Annotated in this window: 20 protein-coding genes; 10 read left to right on the top strand and 10 right to left on the bottom strand. The window is 62.3% G+C overall.

What is annotated here, in order from left to right:
- Positions 1-48: 48 nt before the first annotated feature.
- The 4 genes from V1475_RS11975 to V1475_RS11960 all read left to right on the top strand — a co-directional run bounded on the left by V1475_RS11975 (position 49) and on the right by V1475_RS11960 (position 3,127).
- Positions 49-213, top strand: coding sequence for an apolipoprotein acyltransferase (locus tag V1475_RS11975; RefSeq protein WP_434287588.1), 165 nt, complete (start codon positions 49-51; stop codon positions 211-213).
- A 3-nt stretch (positions 214-216) separates the two neighbouring features.
- Entirely contained in the window at positions 217-1,398 is a 1,182-nt protein-coding gene (locus tag V1475_RS11970; RefSeq protein WP_479412920.1) for a vWA domain-containing protein, read from the top strand.
- A 167-nt stretch (positions 1,399-1,565) separates the two neighbouring features.
- The gene (locus V1475_RS11965; protein ID WP_434287590.1) at positions 1,566-2,357 is read left to right on the top strand and encodes a hypothetical protein; all 792 of its coding nucleotides are present in this window, start codon (positions 1,566-1,568) and stop codon (positions 2,355-2,357) included.
- Between the two features lie 89 nt (positions 2,358-2,446).
- A complete protein-coding gene (locus tag V1475_RS11960) occupies positions 2,447-3,127 on the top strand; it encodes a M48 family metallopeptidase (RefSeq protein WP_479413973.1) in 681 nt (226 codons plus the stop codon).
- Positions 3,128-3,257: 130 nt separating this feature from the next.
- Here V1475_RS11960 and V1475_RS11955 read toward each other — a convergent pair whose 3' ends face one another.
- From V1475_RS11955 to V1475_RS11940, 4 genes are all read right to left on the bottom strand, one after another.
- Positions 3,258-3,797 (bottom strand): RSP_2648 family PIN domain-containing protein, encoded by a 540-nt coding sequence (locus V1475_RS11955; protein ID WP_479412919.1) that lies wholly within the window; start codon positions 3,795-3,797, stop codon positions 3,258-3,260.
- Positions 3,794-5,011, bottom strand: coding sequence for an RSP_2647 family RNA methyltransferase (locus tag V1475_RS11950; RefSeq protein ID WP_479412918.1), 1,218 nt, complete (start codon positions 5,009-5,011; stop codon positions 3,794-3,796). Before V1475_RS11950 ends, V1475_RS11955 begins: the two co-directional genes overlap by 4 nt.
- 42 nt (positions 5,012-5,053) lie before the next feature.
- On the bottom strand, positions 5,054-5,665 hold the full coding sequence (locus V1475_RS11945; RefSeq protein WP_434287593.1) for a DUF6778 family protein: 612 nt from the start codon (positions 5,663-5,665) through the stop codon (positions 5,054-5,056).
- 151 nt (positions 5,666-5,816) lie between these two features.
- The gene (locus V1475_RS11940; RefSeq protein WP_479412917.1) at positions 5,817-5,969 is read right to left on the bottom strand and encodes an RSP_7527 family protein; all 153 of its coding nucleotides are present in this window, start codon (positions 5,967-5,969) and stop codon (positions 5,817-5,819) included.
- A 281-nt stretch (positions 5,970-6,250) separates the two neighbouring features.
- Here V1475_RS11940 and edd point away from each other — a divergent pair, with 281 nt between their 5' ends.
- A complete protein-coding gene (edd, locus tag V1475_RS11935) occupies positions 6,251-8,068 on the top strand; it encodes a phosphogluconate dehydratase (protein ID WP_479412916.1) in 1,818 nt (605 codons plus the stop codon).
- A gap of 45 nt (positions 8,069-8,113) precedes the next feature.
- On the opposite strand, the gene V1475_RS11930 is transcribed toward edd, so the two are convergent.
- The gene (locus V1475_RS11930; RefSeq protein WP_479412915.1) at positions 8,114-9,226 is read right to left on the bottom strand and encodes an NADH:flavin oxidoreductase; all 1,113 of its coding nucleotides are present in this window, start codon (positions 9,224-9,226) and stop codon (positions 8,114-8,116) included.
- A gap of 211 nt (positions 9,227-9,437) precedes the next feature.
- On the opposite strand from V1475_RS11930, the gene eda reads away from it, so the two are divergent.
- Complete coding sequence (eda, locus tag V1475_RS11925; protein WP_479412914.1) at positions 9,438-10,079, top strand: bifunctional 4-hydroxy-2-oxoglutarate aldolase/2-dehydro-3-deoxy-phosphogluconate aldolase; 642 nt, start codon at positions 9,438-9,440, stop codon at positions 10,077-10,079.
- 29 nt (positions 10,080-10,108) lie between these two features.
- On the opposite strand, the gene V1475_RS11920 is transcribed toward eda, so the two are convergent.
- The 3 genes from V1475_RS11920 to V1475_RS11910 form a co-directional block, all read right to left on the bottom strand.
- Complete coding sequence (locus tag V1475_RS11920) at positions 10,109-10,513, bottom strand: protein tyrosine phosphatase family protein (RefSeq protein WP_479412913.1); 405 nt, start codon at positions 10,511-10,513, stop codon at positions 10,109-10,111.
- A gap of 135 nt (positions 10,514-10,648) precedes the next feature.
- Positions 10,649-10,954, bottom strand: coding sequence for a hypothetical protein (locus V1475_RS11915; RefSeq protein WP_434287599.1), 306 nt, complete (start codon positions 10,952-10,954; stop codon positions 10,649-10,651).
- Between the two features lie 21 nt (positions 10,955-10,975).
- Entirely contained in the window at positions 10,976-13,756 is a 2,781-nt protein-coding gene (locus V1475_RS11910; protein WP_479412912.1) for a [protein-PII] uridylyltransferase family protein, read from the bottom strand.
- 90 nt (positions 13,757-13,846) lie between these two features.
- Here V1475_RS11910 and V1475_RS11905 point away from each other — a divergent pair, with 90 nt between their 5' ends.
- Positions 13,847-14,317: a YbaK/EbsC family protein gene (locus tag V1475_RS11905; RefSeq protein ID WP_479412911.1), complete on the top strand. Its 471-nt coding sequence runs from the start codon at positions 13,847-13,849 to the stop codon at positions 14,315-14,317.
- Here the strand turns inward: V1475_RS11905 and V1475_RS11900 are convergent.
- Complete coding sequence (locus V1475_RS11900; protein WP_479412910.1) at positions 14,307-14,780, bottom strand: GFA family protein; 474 nt, start codon at positions 14,778-14,780, stop codon at positions 14,307-14,309. The genes V1475_RS11905 and V1475_RS11900 overlap by 11 nt on opposite strands.
- Before the next feature lie 244 nt (positions 14,781-15,024).
- Between V1475_RS11900 and V1475_RS11895 the strand changes: the two genes are divergently transcribed.
- The 3 genes from V1475_RS11895 to V1475_RS11885 all read left to right on the top strand — a co-directional run bounded on the left by V1475_RS11895 (position 15,025) and on the right by V1475_RS11885 (position 17,069).
- The gene (locus V1475_RS11895) at positions 15,025-15,528 is read left to right on the top strand and encodes a DUF2852 domain-containing protein (protein ID WP_479412909.1); all 504 of its coding nucleotides are present in this window, start codon (positions 15,025-15,027) and stop codon (positions 15,526-15,528) included.
- Positions 15,529-15,600: 72 nt separating this feature from the next.
- Positions 15,601-16,059, top strand: a complete 459-nt coding sequence (locus V1475_RS11890) for an RDD family protein (RefSeq protein WP_434287604.1) — start codon at positions 15,601-15,603, stop codon at positions 16,057-16,059.
- 161 nt (positions 16,060-16,220) lie between these two features.
- Positions 16,221-17,069, top strand: a complete 849-nt coding sequence (locus V1475_RS11885) for an arginyltransferase (protein ID WP_434287605.1) — start codon at positions 16,221-16,223, stop codon at positions 17,067-17,069.
- A gap of 61 nt (positions 17,070-17,130) precedes the next feature.
- Here V1475_RS11885 and V1475_RS11880 read toward each other — a convergent pair whose 3' ends face one another.
- On the bottom strand, positions 17,131-17,577 hold the full coding sequence (locus V1475_RS11880; protein WP_434287606.1) for a hypothetical protein: 447 nt from the start codon (positions 17,575-17,577) through the stop codon (positions 17,131-17,133).
- Positions 17,578-17,675: the final 98 nt, after the last annotated feature.

The following is a 17,675-nucleotide window of genomic DNA, read 5'->3' as shown; positions in this document are numbered from 1 at the left end:
GCCGCGACAAGAGGCACGCCGACCCCACGCCTCCAAGGGGAGCGAGAGATGATCGGGATCATTCTGACCGTGATGGGCGGGCTTTGGGGCTGGCGACTGGCCAGCAAACGCGGCGGCAACCGCGCCGACAAGCTGCAATATATGGCGGTCTACGCGCTGATCTTCGCCGTGATCGGCCTGTTTCTGGGCGTCCTCCTCGACCGCATGGTCTGAACCATGTTCCTGCGCTTCTTCGACATCCTGCGCTCCGAAGGCGTCCCGGTTTCCTTGCGCGAATTCCTCGCCTTTCTGGAGGCCATGGACCGCGGCCTCGCGCTCTACGACATCGAAGAGTTTTACTTCCTCGCCCGCACCACCATGGTCAAGGACGAACGCCACCTCGACCGCTTCGACCGCGCCTTTTCCAAAGCTTTTCAAGGCATTGAAAGCATCTCCTCAGACAACATCTTAAAAGCGCTCGACCTGCCCGAAGACTGGCTGCGCAAGGAGATGGAGAAACATCTCACCCCCGAGGAAATGGCCGAGATCGAGGCTCTGGGCGGGTTCGACAAGCTGATGGAGACGCTCAAACAGCGGCTCGAAGAACAGAAAGGTCGCCATCAGGGCGGCAACAAATGGATCGGAACCGGGGGCACCTCGCCCTTCGGTGCCTATGGCTACAACCCCGAGGGCGTCCGCGTCGGTCAGGATCAATCCCGCCATCGCCGTGCCGTCAAAACCTGGGACAAGCGCGAGTTCAAAAATCTCGACGACACGGTCGAGATCGGCACCCGCAACATCAAGCTCGCGATGAAACGCCTGCGCAAATGGGCCCGCACCAGCGCCCATGTTGAGCTCGATCTCGACGGCACCATCCGCGCCACCGCCGAACATGGCTATCTCGACGTACAAACCCGCCCCGAGCGGCACAATGCCGTCAAAGTCCTGATGTTCTTCGACGTCGGCGGCTCGATGGACGATCACATCAAGGTGGTCGAGGAGCTGTTCTCCGCCGCCCGCAGCGAGTTCAAGCACCTCGAATATTACTATTTCCACAATTGCCTCTACGAAGGCGTCTGGCGCGACAACCGCCGCCGCTGGGGCGAGAAAATTCCCACCCGCGAGGTGATGAACACCTATGGCAAGGATTACAAAGTGATCTTCGTCGGCGACGCCTCGATGTCGCCCTACGAGATCGTCCTCCCCGGCGGCGCCAATGAGCATTGGAATGAGGAAGCGGGCGCGACTTGGCTTGCCCGCGCGCGGGCCACATGGCCCGATCACCTCTGGCTCAACCCGGTGCCCGAGACCCATTGGCCCTACACGCAATCCATCGCCATGATCCGCGAGATATTCGAGGACCGCATGGTGCCGATGACGCTCGAAGGGCTGGACCGTGGCATGAAACTCCTGTCGTAAATGCCCCAAAAAACCTGAACTTCCCCCGTTAACCAATTGTTTACTTAAGAATATCTTAACAATCCGGAACGTGTCATAATTGTGTCTGAAATCGGGCTGGGGGCAGCTTGGGAAAGGCGGAGACACAAAGACCGAACCATGGTCCGTCGCCGCGAATGGGTGAAAACATGACACGGCTCTCATATCTCTCCATGTGTGGCGCGACGGCGCTTGCAACCACACTCACACCGCTGGCCGCAACGGCCGACAGCGGCCTCGGATTTCTCGGTGCCAACAGCAGCATCGGCTACATCTCCCTGAACGACACATCGATCGCCACGGCGGATGGCACGCTCGATTACGCCATTTCGCGCTATCACGGGCTGCAACTGGATCTGAGCACCACCTCGTTTCCCGATCATTGGCAAGGCACGCTCGCGGGCCATCTCTACATGCGGCCCAATGCCGATGCGAAATACGGTCTCTTCGCGGCCTATACCGACATCAATCAGGAAGCGGCCTATATCGGCACGCTCGGCATCGAAGGTCTTTGGGCCATCGAGGACCAGACCCTCCTGTCGATGCGCGCCGGGATCGGCCTCTATCAACCGGACAACCGCGATTTCATCTTCGGCGACATCGGCGTGAAAACCGGTATCGGCGAGCATCTCGCCCTCTCCGCCTCGCTCTCGGGTTACGATATGGAGGAAAGCGATCTGGCCTCCCGCGATCTGACCGCCGCACTCGGCGCCACATGGTCCTTTGCCACGGCCCCCGTCGACCTGACACTGAGCGCCAGCTACAGTTTCGTCACCGATACGGCGGGCAACGACGACAGCTTCGGGGTCAGCGCGCTTTTGACCTGGCGCCCCGGCGGCAACAGACAGGCGATCCGCCCTCTGTACGAAGAAACCTTCGCTCCGGTGCGACCGCTCACCGGGCTGCTGGCACGGCACACGGTCCGGTCGCTCGAACGATAGGCGACACCGCACAGAGGCGCGCCACAGGGATCGGAAAAATGCGACCGGGCGGGGTTTCCATCCGCCCCGCTCGCCCCCATATTCCGGTCATGTTGAAATTCACGCCGCTCCTCCTCGCCCTGATCTGGGGCATTGCCATGTACCGCATGTCCGTCTGGCGCACCCTGCGGGAATTGGAGGCGCGCTCCTCCGAACTCGCGGACCCGGCGCTGGCCCGCGCCTTCGGTCAACTCGCCCGCGCCCTCGATCTGCCCCGCGTGCGGGTGTTTCTCTACGAGATCGAGCCGGTCAACGGCCTCGCCGCCCCCGATGGCAAGGTCTACATCACCCGCGGCTTTTACAACAAATTCCGTCAGGGCCAGATCACCGACACCGAAATGGCCTCCGTCATCGCGCATGAATTGGGCCATGTCGCCCTTGGCCATTCGAAACGCCGGATGATCGACTTCTCCGGTCAGAATGCGCTGCGCACGGCGCTGGCCATGCTGCTCTCGCGCATCCTTCCCGGCCTCGGCGTCTATATTGCGGGCTGGCTGACCCAGATGCTCGCCGCCAAGCTGTCGCGCTCCGATGAATACGAGGCCGACGCCTACGCCACAGCACTTTTGATCAAGGCCGGGATCGGCACCGGCCCACAAAAATCGCTCTTCGAAAAACTGCCGCATCTCACCGGCGCCCATGGCGCCTCGATGCCCGCCTGGCTGATGAGCCACCCGAAGACCGAAGAGCGGATCAAAGCCATCGAAGCCAATGAGGCGAAATGGTCGTGATCGCCTGAGCGCCCGCACCGTGCCCGACGGATGTCCGACAAAAGTCCGACACAAATCCGACAGTCAAAATCAACCGTTTCAGAGCGAAACCGCCTTCTGTTTTCCGATGGCGAAAATACTCAAAAACGGATCAGCCAAGCGCCTTGCCCAGCCGGGGAAGATGCGCCTTTTTCAACAGCCGCCGCACATCCCAGGCCTCGCCCGAAAGCCGTTCGGCCTCCGCCCGCACCTCTTCGACCGCCGCCGCCACAGCCTCGGGATGATCCGACCAGAGCCGCCAGAGAAACCCGTCCGGGTCCCAGCGCTCAAGCCCTTCCTCGGCCAGAATATGGCGCGGAAAATCCTGCGCATTCACGGTCACGATCGCCTCCGCGCCGCCCGCAATCGCGGCGGCCAGAACGTGAATATCGTTCTCATCCGTCAGATAAAGACGCGCCTCTAAGCCTTTGTGTTCCTTGACTTCCGCCTTCGAAAACCCCGCTCGCACGAGCGCCACTTCGCCGCGCGCCTGCGCCTCGCCCTCGGGGCCGATTTTGCGCGCGGCCCGCGCCCATTCCTCGAGAATGCGCGCCGACCACAAAGGCGTGTAAAGCCCGCGTTTCGCGACGCCCAGAAGCACCTCCCGCATCACCGTCGGGTAGAGCACACAGGCGTCGAGAAGCACTTTCACGGCAGAATCCGGTAGAACAGCGCCTTCAAATAACCGCTCTCCGCCAGCTGCGGCATGAGCGGATGATCCGCGCCCGCAAAGCCCGTATGGATCAGTTGCGCCGAGCGCCCCAAATGCCCGACACCACGCCCGATCCCACGGTTACAGGCGGTGCGAAACTTCTCCAAATCCGCCGCATGCGAACAAGAGCAAAGCCCCAAATACCCGCCCTCCCGCACCAGCGGCGCGGCCATGCGGGCGACACGTTCATAGGCCCGCAGCCCCTTTTCCAAAGCCGGTTTCGAGGGCGCAAACGCGGGCGGATCGCAGATCACCACGTCGAATGTCTCACCCTCTTCCGCCAAAGCCGCCATGACATCGAATGCATCGCCTTTGCGCGTTGAAAACACGGCCGATTTCCCCATCGCGTCTGCGCCTTTTTCAGCAAGATCGAGGGCTGCGGCCGAGCTGTCGACCGACAGCGCCGAGGCCGCGCCACCTGCGAGAGAGGCCAGCGCGAACCCACCGACATGGGAGAACACATCCAAAACCTTTTTGCCCGCGACCAGACGCTGGGCAAAGGCATGGTTCGGACGCTGATCGTAGAACAGCCCGGTCTTTTGCCCCCCCATGAGATCGGCCATATAGGTCGCGCCATTCATCGGCACAGGGATCGGTTCGTCGACCTTGCCAGAGAGAATTTCCGTTTTCTCTTCAATCCCTTCGAGACCGCGCGCCCGCCCCGTACCGTTCATCACCACGGTCTTGACCCCGGTCACCTCGCGCAGCGCCTCGGCCAGAGGTTCGATCAAAACATCGGCCCATGCGGCGTTGGGCTGCACCACGCAGGTATCGCCGAACCGGTCGATCACCACGCCCGGAAGACCATCGGCCTCGGCATGGACCAGCCGATAGAAAGGCGCTTCGAACAGGGTCTCGCGATGCGCCAGAGCAGTCGCGAGCTTGGCGCGGAACCACGCCGCGTCGATTACCCCCGCCTCGTCGCGGTCGAGCACGCGGGCAAAGATGCGCGAATTCGGATTGACCGCCACGAGGGCCAGAAAATTCTGCTCCGCATCTTCGAGACGGGCGATGGTGCCGGGCGCAATCGCTTTGGTGCGTCGGTCGGTGACCAGCTCGTTATCATAGACCCAAGGGGCGCCGTGGCGGATCGCGCGGGCGTTGGATTTGGGTTTGAGGCGGATGGTCGGAAGTGAATAAGAGGGCTCTGTCATGAGAGCCCTCTTAGCGCTGTTTCGATCTGCAAGGAAGAGGGATCAGAGTGCGATCGGCTTGGTCAGTTCGCCATAGATCACGCCCGCAAGATGTTCGCCGATCCGCATCCGCTGGGTGATCCCGGCACGGTCGGCGGCCACGGCAGCATTCCCCCCGAGCGCGTTCAGCGTCGCGTTGACCATATGCGAAGGCACGATGACCGCACCGGTGTTGGCATCGCGCACGGTCAACAGGAATTCGATCTCATGTTTGGACGGCAGTGAGGAATAGCGCACTTTCTGCGTCTGGGCATGAAAACGCACGAGTTGCACGTCAAGCACCACGGCGCGCGATCCCTCAAGCGCATTGGCGCCCGCGTTCAAACCGGCTTCCATCACCGATTTGACCTGTTCGTAACGGTTGCCGAACGGGTCCTCACGCCAGACGATATCGGCGCGCGGCTTGATGCCATTGTCCTCGGACACGGTCAGCGTCCCCGGCACCACCACGTTGATCTGTGCGACCCGGAAATCCGGCGCGATCATGACGGCGTCAGACGCCTGCGCGCCCAGCGGCAGATCGAACGGCACCGCCCGCGACGTGGTTTCCATGGTGCAGGCGCTGGTGGCGGCTGCAAGGATCAGGGCTGCTGCGATTTTGAATGTCTGTTTCATGACGGCCTCCGGGGATCTCCCCTATTTCGTGGTTAACGATGCCGGGGAAATGAGGCCAAAATACGAAAATCCCGGAGCATTTCCGGGATTTTCAAAGCGTTATCGTGCGTGGGCAGTGGCGTTTCGCCTGTTATGTGCCGATCAGCCCGGTTCAGGCCAGTTCGGCGGCGCGTGCCCCGTGGAACCGGCCACGGAGCCATTTGCCGGTTGCGCTGATCATCGAGCGCATGGCCTGAGCACGCAGTTTGCGGGCTTCGGCTTCGACGGCGAGATGGGAAAATTGAACGACGGTACGTGTGGTCATCAGGATCACCTATTCAAGTGTTGGCCCGCCGGTCTATGCCGACAATGGCGCGATTGTGTTGATCCTCCCGATGGCTCATTTATAGGTCAAAACCACTGACACAGACGAGTGCCAATTGCGAAGAGCCGTTATGCACTTGCAGCAACCCCCTTGCGTGTGCAGCATAGGCAACGACAGCCCCACGCCACAATGGACATTCCCGGCCGCAAGGGGTAAGTTAGCGCTAACTATTTTCAGACCTTCCCATGTGCCCATTTGGCCAGACCAGCAAAAGGCCCGTCATGCCCCTGAACGCCCAGATCGTCCCCGAGATCGCAAACGTCACCCAACGCATCATCGAACGCTCCCGCCCGACCCGCGAGGCCTATCTCGCCCGGATCGCGGATGCGGCAGAGCAAGGTCCGGCGCGGGCGCATCTCTCCTGCGGCAATCAGGCCCATGCCTATGCCGCCATGGGCGAGGATCAGGCGACGCTCGCGGATGGGCGCGCGCCCAATATCTGCATCGTCACCGCCTATAATGACATGCTCTCGGCCCACAAACCCTATGAGCATTACCCCGACATCATCCGCGAGGTCGCGCATCAAAACGGCGCCACGGCACAGGTCGCGGGCGGGGTTCCCGCGATGTGCGACGGGGTGACACAGGGCCAGACCGGCATGGAACTCTCGCTCTTTTCGCGCGACACCATCGCGCTCTCGGCCTCCATCGCCATGTCGCACAATTGCTATGACGCGGCGCTTTATATGGGCATCTGCGACAAAATCGTGCCGGGTCTGATCATGGCCGCCGCCGCTTTCGGCCATGTACCGACCGTCTTCGTTCCCGCGGGGCCGATGACCACAGGCATCTCGAATGACGAGAAATCCAAAGCCCGCCAGAAATTCGCCACCGGAGAAATCACCCGCCGCGAGTTGATGGACAGCGAGATGAAGGCCTATCACGGTCAGGGCACCTGCACCTTCTACGGCACCGCGAACTCGAACCAGATGCTGATGGAGGTCATGGGGCTGCACCTGCCCGGCGCGTCTTTCGTCAATCCGGGCACCGATCTGCGTGACGCATTGACCCGCGAAGCCGCCAAACGCGCGCTTCAGATCACCGCTTTCGGCAATGAATATACCCCTGCGGGCGCCATTCTCGATGAGAAAGCCTTTGTAAACGGCATTGTCGGGCTGATGGCCACGGGCGGATCGACCAACCTCGTGCTGCACCTGCCTGCCATGGCGCGCGCCGCCGGAATTCTCCTCGATCTGGAAGATTTCTCCGAGATTTCCGACGTTGTGCCGCTTCTGGCCAAGGTCTATCCCAACGGGCTTGCCGATGTGAACCATTTCCACGCGGCGGGCGGCCTGTCCTATCTGATCGGCGAATTGCTCGATGCCGGTTTGCTCCATGAGGACGTCAAAACCGTCGCCGGAGAGGGCCTGTCGCTTTACACGAAAGAGCCGAAACTCCGGGACGGTGTTCTCACCTTCGAGGAGCCGGAGCGCGAAAGCGTCAACGACATGATCCTGCGCCCCGCCTCCGATCCGTTCCAGAAAAGCGGTGGGCTTAAAGAACTCAAAGGCAATCTGGGCCGTGGCGTGATGAAGGTTTCCGCTGTGAAACCCGAACACCATGTGGTCGAGGCGAAAGCGCGGATTTTCCACGATCAGCATGACGTCAAAAAGGCGTTTCAGGCAGGCGAATTTACCGAGGACACCGTGGTCGTCGTCCGGTTCCAAGGCCCGCGCGCCAATGGCATGCCGGAGCTGCATTCGCTGACGCCGACGCTTGCCGTGTTGCAGGATCGCGGCCTCAAAGTGGCGCTGGTGACCGACGGGCGGATGTCCGGTGCGTCCGGCAAGGTGCCCGCCTGCATCCATGTCTCTCCCGAGGCCGTGACCGGCGGGCCGATTGCCAAGCTCAAAGACGGCGATCTGGTGCGGGTCGATGCCATCAGCGGCACGCTTGAGGTTCTGGAAGAGGGCTTCGAGGCGCGCGAAACGGTGACTGCCGATCTCTCCGCCAACAAGGTCGGCATGGGGCGCGAACTGTTCGAAACCTTCCGCCAAAACGCAGGCCCCGCCACCGAGGGCGCCTGCTCGCTGTTCTGAGCGCACATATGAAAACGCCCGCCAAATCGGCGGGCGTCTCACGCATCAGAGCAACTGGCCCAAAGAGGCCGGATCGAAGCCCTTCAACTCGTCGACCGCGCCGCGTTTGACCTTTTCGGCCCAAGCGTAATCCGACAGGATCGCACGGCCCACGGCGATCAGATCGAATTCCTCAGCGGCCATGCGTTTCACCAGATTGTCGAGCGGAGTGACCGTCGAGCTTTCGCCGCCAAAGGCCGCAAGGAATTCGCCCGACAGCCCCACGGAACCCACCGAAATCGTCGGCACGCCGGCGATTTTCTTGGCCCAGCCCGCGAAGTTCAGCCCCTCTTCGCCGTCGATCTCCGGGAATTCAGGCTCCCAGAAACGGCGCTGCGAACAGTGCAGAATGTCGACGCCCGCCTCCACGAGCGGCGTGAGCCAGCGCTCCATCTCCGCCGGATCGGCGGCGAGTTTGACGCCGTAATCCTGTTGTTTCCATTGGCTCAGGCGCAGGATGATCGGGAAATCGGGGCCGACAGCGGCCCGCACCGCTTTGATCACCGCCACGGCAAAGCGCGACCGCTCTTCGATTGTCTTGCCACCCCAGTGATCGTCGCGCAGGTTGGTCCCCGCCCAGAAGAACTGGTCGATCAGATAGCCATGCGCGCCATGCAGCTCGGCCACGTCAAAGCCCAGATCCTTTGCGGCCTTGGCCGAGGTGGCAAAGGCCGCAATCGTCGCCTCGATATCGGCCTCGGACATCGCAACGCCGCGTGGATCGTTCGGCCCCACAAGACCCGAGGGGCTTTCGACCGGCACCTCCGGCTCCCAATCGCCGCCCCGCGTCGAGCCGGTGTGCCAGATCTGCGGCCCCATCTTGCCCCCCTCGGCATGAACCGCCTCGATCACGCCCTTCCACCCGGCCAGAGCCGCGTCGCCATGGAAAAACGGAATGCCCGGCAGGTTGCGCGAGGCCGGTCGGTCGATCACCGTGCCCTCGGACAGGATCAACCCCACCTCATGCGCGGCGCGGCGGGCGTAATAGGCGGCGTTCGGCGCGCCCGGAATGCCGTCGGGCGCCATGCCCCGCGTCATCGGCGCCATGACGATGCGGTTTTTCAGGCTCAGCCCTTTGTAAGTGAACGGTCGGAACAAAGTGTCGATCTCTACGGTCATCTTCGCGCTCCTCTGTGTGCGTATCCCGCTGATCTATGATGGCGCAAACATGCTACAAGCCCCGCAGGGGTGGCTTGACAAAATCGCGCAGGCGAAGAGGCTCTGGGAGGTAGCGCATCCGCAGCATAGGCTTTCGCAAAGGCAAATTTAGCGCTAACAATCACGCAACGCATCACAGCGACTCCCCACATTCCTCATCAGGAGACAGAACATGACCCCTCAGGACGCCAGCCAGAAATGTGCGGAGGTCTGTGGCCTCGCCCCCGTCGTCCCCGTGCTCGTGGTGAAAGACGTGGCCCATGCCCGCCCCTTGGCCGAGGCGCTGGTTGCAGGCGGCCTCCCCGCGCTTGAGGTGACGCTGCGCACCCCCGTAGCGCTCGATGTGATCCGTGAAATGGCCAGGGTCGAGGGCGGTGTGGTCGGCGCCGGAACGCTTTTGACGCCTCTCGACGTGAAAAACGCCGTGGAAGCGGGCGCGAAATTCGGCGTCTCTCCGGGCGCGACCGACACGCTTCTGGACGCCTGCGAAGCCGCAGACCTACCGCTTTTGGCGGGCACCTCGACCGCCTCCGACGTGATGAAACTTCTGGAGCGCGGCTATACGGTCGCGAAATTCTTCCCCGCCGAGGCCAATGGCGGCGCGCCCGCGCTCAAGGCCATCGGCGCGCCGCTGCCGCAGATGAGGTTCTGCCCCACGGGTGGCGTTTCGCTGAAAAACGCTCGCGATTACCTGTCCCTGTCCAACACGCTTTGCGTGGGCGGGAGCTGGGTTGCGCCCGCGGATTTGGTGGAAAAGGGCGACTGGAAAGCCATCGAGGAGCTGGCCCGCGAAGCCGCCGTCCTGCCGCGTTGATCATGCGTTAGCTGCCCTCAGGCGATCGCTCAGGCCGACACGCGGCGCTGCGGCGCGCGCGCAATCGTACCGCCGCGGTGTTCGGCCCGGTGATAGCCCGAAGCCTCCTGTTCCCAATGCGACCAGAGCGTCGCGGAACGGGTGCCGGAGCGGCAATAGGCGAGGATGGGTTTCGGCATATCTTCGATGACACGGGCGAAGGCGGCATGATCGTCCGGCGAGGCCCCGGTCAGGGCAATCGGAATATAAACGGTGCGCAGCCCGAGATCGCGGGCGACTTTCGACATCTCGTCGAAACTGGGCTGATCCGCCCCCTCGCCATCCGGGCGATTGCAGACGATGGTCTTGTACCCGGTCTCGGCAATCTTGCTGATTTTGGCCAGATCCACCTGAGTGGCGACCGTGAACATGCCGTTTAATCGTTTGATCCTCATGGAGGTCACCTCTGGACTGTGCGTGAAAATGCATTTTCCCCACAGCATCCGACCAAAGGGTAAACAGGCGCTGAACACAGACCGGAGAGAAGGTGACAAATCCCGAAAAATCGAAAAAGTTCAGCTCGGAGGCATTTAGCCGCGGCGCGCCCGTGAACCGCCACGACGCCCGCCCGGACCGCCCAGTTTACCCAGACCTTCGGTCAATACCACGGTCATCGGATGCTCCGCCCCCCCCAAAGGCGCATAGAGCGCCAGAAGCCGACGGATCGCGATCTGCGGCGCCAGCTCCGGGTCGATCTTGATCGCCCAGTCGAGAAAGATCGAGCGTGCCTCCGGCAGACCCAACCCCTCGATCCGGTAGGATTCGCGGATCAGCCCGCCCGGGTCGAGCGCTTGATCCACCTCCGGCAGGTTCGGGTAAGGATGTCTTTGCGCCATGAGGCACCTCCTGAGACAGGCTTACGCACCCGGCAAGGGACGCGCAAGCACCGCCGTGATCGCCGTCGCGGACGCCGCGGCACGCGATTTCAGTTCTTCGGACAAAGCCGACATACTCACCGCCCCGTTGGAGCGCATGAGAAAGCCACGCCCGCCCGCGCCCACAGCCTCCGGATCGAGCGCCTCTCCGGTCAGAAGCCGCGCCGCCGATTGCAGCCGCCACATCAGCCGGTAGGTTTCGACCAAAAGCGCGTATTCGTCCCCCGTGAGCCAGTTTGCCGCCCGTCCGGCACCGAGCTGGGCATAAATGTCCTGCTCAGCGCTGCCCGACAGAAGCGCCGCCGTTTCGGCCAATAGTTCGATGTCCATCATCCGTCCGGGACCGTTTTTCGGGTCCCAGTCGCTGCCGGGCTTGGCCTCTGCCAGACGCGCGCGCATCTCGCAGGTCTCCTGTCGGATACGAGCCTCCTCCCGAGGGCCTGCAATGAGATCGGCACGGAAATCCTCGACCGCGTGCATCAGCTCGGGATCGCCCGCCAAGGCCCGCCCCCGCGTCAACGCCAAATGTTCCCAGACCCAAGCCTCTTCGCGCTGATAGCTCACGAAGCTCTCGAGCGAGGTCGCGACCGGGCCTTGTTTGCCAGAGGGCCGGAGCCGCATATCGACCTCATAGAGCCGCCCCTCGGCGGTCTGCGCCGTCATGGCGGTGATCAGGGCTTGCGTCAGACGAGCGTAATAGCTGCGTGATTGCAACGGCTTGCGCCCCTCGGACATATCCACCCCCGCGGCATCGTAGATCACGATCATGTCGAGATCGGAGGCCGCCGTCAGCCGCCCCGCGCCCAGAGAGCCCATGCCCAGAACCATCGCGCCCCGGCCCGGCGGCGGACCATGTTTGCGGGCGAATTCGGCGACGACCTGCGGATAGAGCGCCGCGACACAGGCCGCCGCAATGTCGCAATATTGCGACCCGGCCTCGTCGGCGGTGATCAGATCGCGGAGCTGATGCACCCCGACCCGGAAATGCCATTCCTTGGCCCAGCGGCGACAGGCGTCGAGCTGGCGTTCGTAATCCCCAGCCTCCTCGAGATGCGTGTCGAGAAGCGCGATCAGCCCCTCACGCCCCGGCCAGGACGCAAAGAACCGCCCGCCGATCACCGCGTCGAGCACTTGGGCGTTGCGCGACAGATAGCGCGCCAGATGCGGTGCGGTGGACACGATGTCGAGGATCAGGTCGATGAGCTGCGGGTTGGCCTCGAACAACGCGAAGAGCTGCACCCCCGCAGGCAGGCCGCGCAGGAAGCCGTCGAGATGGCTGAGCGCCTCCTCCGGCTTGTCGAGGCGCTGGATACGGGTCAAAAGCTCGGGTTTCAACCGCTCGAAAATCTCCTGTGCCCGCGCCGTACGCAGACAGGGATAGGTCGACCAGCGCGCCGTGACCTCCGCCTGTTCGGGCGAGAGATCGGGCGTCGGCGCGGCCTCACCCGGGGCAAAGAAATCCTCGGTCAACGCATTGACCCGCTCACAGCGCTCGGCAATCTCCGCGCGCATCGCCGCGACCGTGGTGCCCATGAGCGCGGCCAGACGGTCGAATTCCTCCGGCGCGGTCGGCAGGCTGTGGGTCTGCTGGTCGCGTAGCATCTGGAGCCGGTGCTCGACCTCGCGATGCGCCTCGTAATCCCGGCTGAGCTGTTCGGCCACGTCCGCCTCGACCCAGCCCTTCTCCGCCAGCATGGCAAGCGCAGGAACCGTGCCCCGAAGCCGCAGATCCGGGTCCCGCCCGCCAGCGATCAACTGCCGGGTCTGGGCAAAGAATTCGATCTCGCGAATGCCGCCGAAGCCGAGTTTCATGTTGTGGCCTTCGAGCTTCAACGCCCCGCCCAACCCCTTGTGCGCACGGATTTTCAGCCGCATGTCATGGGTCTCGCGAATGGCGTTGAAATCGAGGTGTTTGCGCCAGACGAACGGCATCATCCCCTTCAGAAACCGTCCTCCCGCGTCCAGATCACCCGCACAGGCCCGTGCCTTGATATAGGCCGCGCGCTCCCATGTGCGCCCGACACTTTCGTAATAGCGTTCGGCGGCCTCCATGGCGAAACACACCGGCGTCACCGACGGATCGGGGCGCAGCCGCAGATCGGTGCGGAACACGTAGCCCTCGGCGGTCAGATCGGACAACGCCGCCATGGCGCGGCGCGTGGCGCGAATGAAGCCCGCGCGCGCCTCCATCCGGTCGATGCCCTCGAAACGCTCCTCGTCGAACAGACAAATCAGGTCGATGTCGGAGGAATAATTCAGCTCTCCCGCCCCATGCTTCCCCATGGCCAGCGCGAACATGCCACCGCAGGCCTCAATATCGTCTTCGGTCTGGCCGGGGAGTTTGCCCTTGCGGATCTCGCGTGCCACATGCGCCCGCAATGCCACATGGGTCGCCCGGTCGGCCAGAAGCGACAACGCGCCAGTGACCTCGGACAGCGTCCAGACGCCACCGAGATCGCAGAGACCGGCCAGAAGTGCCACGCGCCGCTTGGCCTGCCGCAGCCCGGTGTCGATCTGATCAAAAGGCAGCGCCTCGATCCGGGCAATCTCCCCCGCCAAAGCGGCCTCCGGAGCGGACAAGGCCTCCGGCAGCCAATCCGCTTCCTTGAGGGTCAGCCCGTGCAGATAGGGCGCAGACCCCGCCGCGCCCGCGATCACCTCCGCCGTGGCGCCGGTGAGATCGGGTAAGGCTGCGCGCGCCTCCGTGGCGCGCTCCGGCTCATAGGGGCGCGGGCTGCGGGTGATCCGGGTCTCGAATGTCATGATGTCTCCTCCATCTGCTCTAAAACATCAGATTTCCAACACCTTGCGCAAGGCCAAACGACATGGTTCAAAAGCGCAAAGGAGTCTGCCATGTCGAAAAGTCTCAAACGTGTCGAAGAGGCGCTGTCCGACGCCGGTCTCACGATCCATATCCTCGAGATGGACGGCTCAACCCGCACGGCACAGGAGGCCGCCGATCAGGCTGGATGCCATATCGATCAGATCGCCAAGTCAATCGTGTTCAAAGGGACGGAAAGCGGCGCGATATGCCTCTTTATCACGGCGGGCGGCGATCAGGTGGAGCTTGAGAAAGCCGCAAAAGTGGCCGGAGAACCTCTGGAGCGCGCCGACGGTAAAGAGGTGCGCAAGGTGACCGGCTTTGCCATTGGCGGCGTCTCGCCGGTCGGGCATCTCATCCCACCGCATATCTATTTCGATCCGAAACTGAGCACATTCGCGACGGTCTGGGCCGCAGCAGGCACACCGCGCCATATTTTCGAGATCACACCTGCCGATCTCCTGCACATCTCCGGCGCGACAGTGGCAGAGTTCACCGCCTGACGTCACTCCGCTCGGAGAAACCTTTGAGCAGGTCCGGGAACCCGGCCATATCCGGCATCGCCTCGAACACATGTTCGGCGGGCGTCGTGACCCAGGACAGGCGTTTGGCCGCCATGGTCTCGATATAGGGTCGACACCACGCCTGAATCTCCGGGTCTTCCGTATCGAACAGCGTCGGACGAATGTTGGTCAACGCCTCGAACTCGGTGATCCGGGTGAACATCCATGTCTTGCAGGACGGACAGCAATAGTGATCGAGCTCCGGCCCCTGCGCGCCGCCTTTCACCACCTCGCCCTGCACCGCAAGTGCCTCGGACGGGATCATCGCGGTCAGGGAAAAGGCCGAAGAACTCATCTTCTTGCAGCCATCGCAATGGCAGGCAGCAGTCATCACCGGCGCAGCGGAGACAGTCAAGGTCACCGCCCCGCAGCGGCATCGTCCGAGCTTCTGTAACGTCTTCATCGCGTCTCTCCTCTTTCGCTCCAGCATGCATGATGGCGGCTGGCATGACCAGAGCAGGCTCCTACTCGCGCCCCAAAAATGACACAACAAACTGATAGTAAACAAAATTTTAAAATAATGTAAAAAACATTCACATCACCCCTTGCGCGACGTCACAGACCTCCCCATCTTTGCAATGTGAAAGACATTCACATCCACTGAAACCCACCCTTGAAACCACGACACACACCGAAAGAAAGATGACATGACCCAAGTCGCCTCCACATACACCCCCGCAGAGACCGCCACGAGCTGGTTTCGCCGGGCAGAGGCCTGGCTCGACGACAAAGGCAAAGGTGCCTGGATCGCGACCATGGTCCTCGGTTTCATCTTCGTCTGGCCGGTCGGCCTCGCCCTTCTCTTCTACATGATCTGGAGTAAACGCATGTTTTCCTGCAAATCCCGCCCGAATTCCCCCTTTGGCCGTGGCTGTGGTCCGCGTCCGTTCCGCGAAAACCGTCACGAGCGCTTCCGCTCCATGCACGCCGCGATGCGCCCCTCGGGCAACTCCGCCTTCGACGCCTATAAGGAAGAAACCCTGAAACGGCTCGAAGAGGAACAGGACCAGTTCGAAAGCTTCCTCGAACGTCTGCGCGCCGCCAAAGACAAGGCCGAATTCGACCAGTTCATGGACGACCGCGCCCGCCGCGCCGCCAAAGACCGTACTGCCGCCGACAAGGACGCGGACACCGACAAAGAAGATGCCTGATCTTCTGAGTAAGCGTAAAGGCAAGCCTTAAGGGGCTTGCCTCCCCCCTTCGGAGACCCGAGAATGCAGAGTATGAGTGAGTATCCAACCGAACATTGGGGGCTGCCGGACCCCGACCGCCAACCCGGCTTTTACGACAGCGTGCCGACGAAACGCATGCTCGCCTTTGTCGTGGACCTGATCGTCGGCGTGGTGATCGCCGCCCTGATCGTCCCCTTTACCGCCTTCACCGGGATCTTTTTCTTTCCCTTCCTCGTGGCCGTGACCTCCTATGCCTACCGGGTGATCACGATTGCGAACAGCTCCGCCACTTGGGGCATGCGGCTGATGGGGATCGAATTCCGGACCTCGAAGGGCGAGCGCTTCGACCTTGGCATGGCGTTTCTGCACACCACGCTCTTCACCGTCTGGTGTTCCATGGGCCTGCCGCAAGTGGTCTCCGTCATCCTGATGCTCACCACGGCGCGCAAACAGGGGCTCTCCGATCTGATCCTCGGCTCCGCCGCGATCAACCGTCCCTCGGATTACTGACCCCGAATTTCCGGTCCGAAAGGTCAAAAAGGGCGCAGCTTTGCGCCCTTTGTCGCGTTTTCAAAGAAAAGCGCGCCCAAGGCTTGCGAAATGAAACGGAATTGCTACCTTTTTCCCGAACCGTTTACGCGTCCTTTGGAAATTCCTCGTAAGTCCTCCTCATGCGTCACTCCCTCCCCCTTGCGCCACAATTCTACGTGACCGCCCCCCAGCCCTGCCCCTATCTCGAGGGCCGGATGGAGCGGAAACTCTTCACGTCTCTGCAAGGGGAGCATGCCGAGCAACTCAACGACAGCCTGTCGAAACAGGGCTTTCGCCGCTCGCAAAATGTGCTCTATCGCCCGACCTGCGCCGATTGCAACGCCTGTATGTCGGCCCGCATCCGGGTCGCGGATTTCAAACCCTCGAAATCCCAGCGCCGGGCGATCAACAAGAACAACTACCTCAAACGCGCCGCCACCTCGCCCTGGGCGACCGAGGCGCAATATGAGCTGTTCCGCGAATATCTGGAGACGCGCCACGCCGATGGCGGCATGGCCGACATGGATGTGTTCGAATTCGCCGCGATGATCGAGGAAACCCCGATCCGCACCCGTGTCATCGAATATTACATCCCCAACGCCGCCGGTCAGCCGCGCGAGCTGGCCGCGACCTGTCTGACGGACCTGTTGGATGACGGTTTGTCGATGGTCTATTCGTTTTACAAACCCGATCTGATCAAGGACAGCCTCGGCACCTATGTGATCCTCGACCATATCGAGATCGCGCGGGAGGCCGGCCTGCCCTATGTCTACCTCGGCTATTGGGTGCCGGGATCGCCGAAAATGGGCTACAAGGCGCGGTTCTCCGCGCTTGAGGTCTATCAGGGCGGGCAATGGATCGACCTCAAAGACCCCGACGAGTTCTCCTCCGACACGCATCCACTTGAGAGCGAGCCGATCGCGCAGCAGGTGGCGAAGATTGACCTGCCGGATATGCAGGGCACGCGGACGACCAAACCGGAGGTGTAACGCCCAAACAAAAGCGCGGCCCTCAGAGCCGCGCTTTGTTATTTGCCGTTTGGCGGAAACCTCAATGCACCTTCACCGTTCCCATCATCGCCCGCGGATCGGTCCTGAGCGTCGCGTCGATCAAGAGCCCCAGTTGCTCGGCCAACGACACCGCCAACGGGGCGACATCGGCACGCACCAGAAGCATCGCCATGAGACAGGCGTCCTCACGTTGGCCCCGCGCGGCATGGCGAACGAATTGCGCCAGCACCGCCTCATCCGCGCCGAGGCAATCGCAGCTCATGCCGTGATGCACCAGAGGCCGCCGGGCGTGGCGCTGGAACACAAGCATCATCTGATCGAAGATCCGGCCCATGTCGCTGCCCTCGCGCAGCGCGTTCGAGCCGCGAAACAGGGTGACGACCATACGCCCCTGCTCGTTGAGTTGCGACAGTTTCCCCACCGGTTGCGCCCCATCGCGGGCGTCTTCGGTCAATTGGTCGATGGAACGGGCGGATTGGAAAGACATGGACGGGCTCCTTAGCGGGGCTGTGATTAAATACCTTAGTCTTTTTATAAGACATTTATCGCAACGCAAGGGATTCTTTCGCCCATAAGAAAAGCCCC

Source organism: Celeribacter sp. SCSIO 80838 (assembly GCF_056498065.1).
This window is presented reverse-complemented; position numbering and strand designations above follow the sequence as displayed.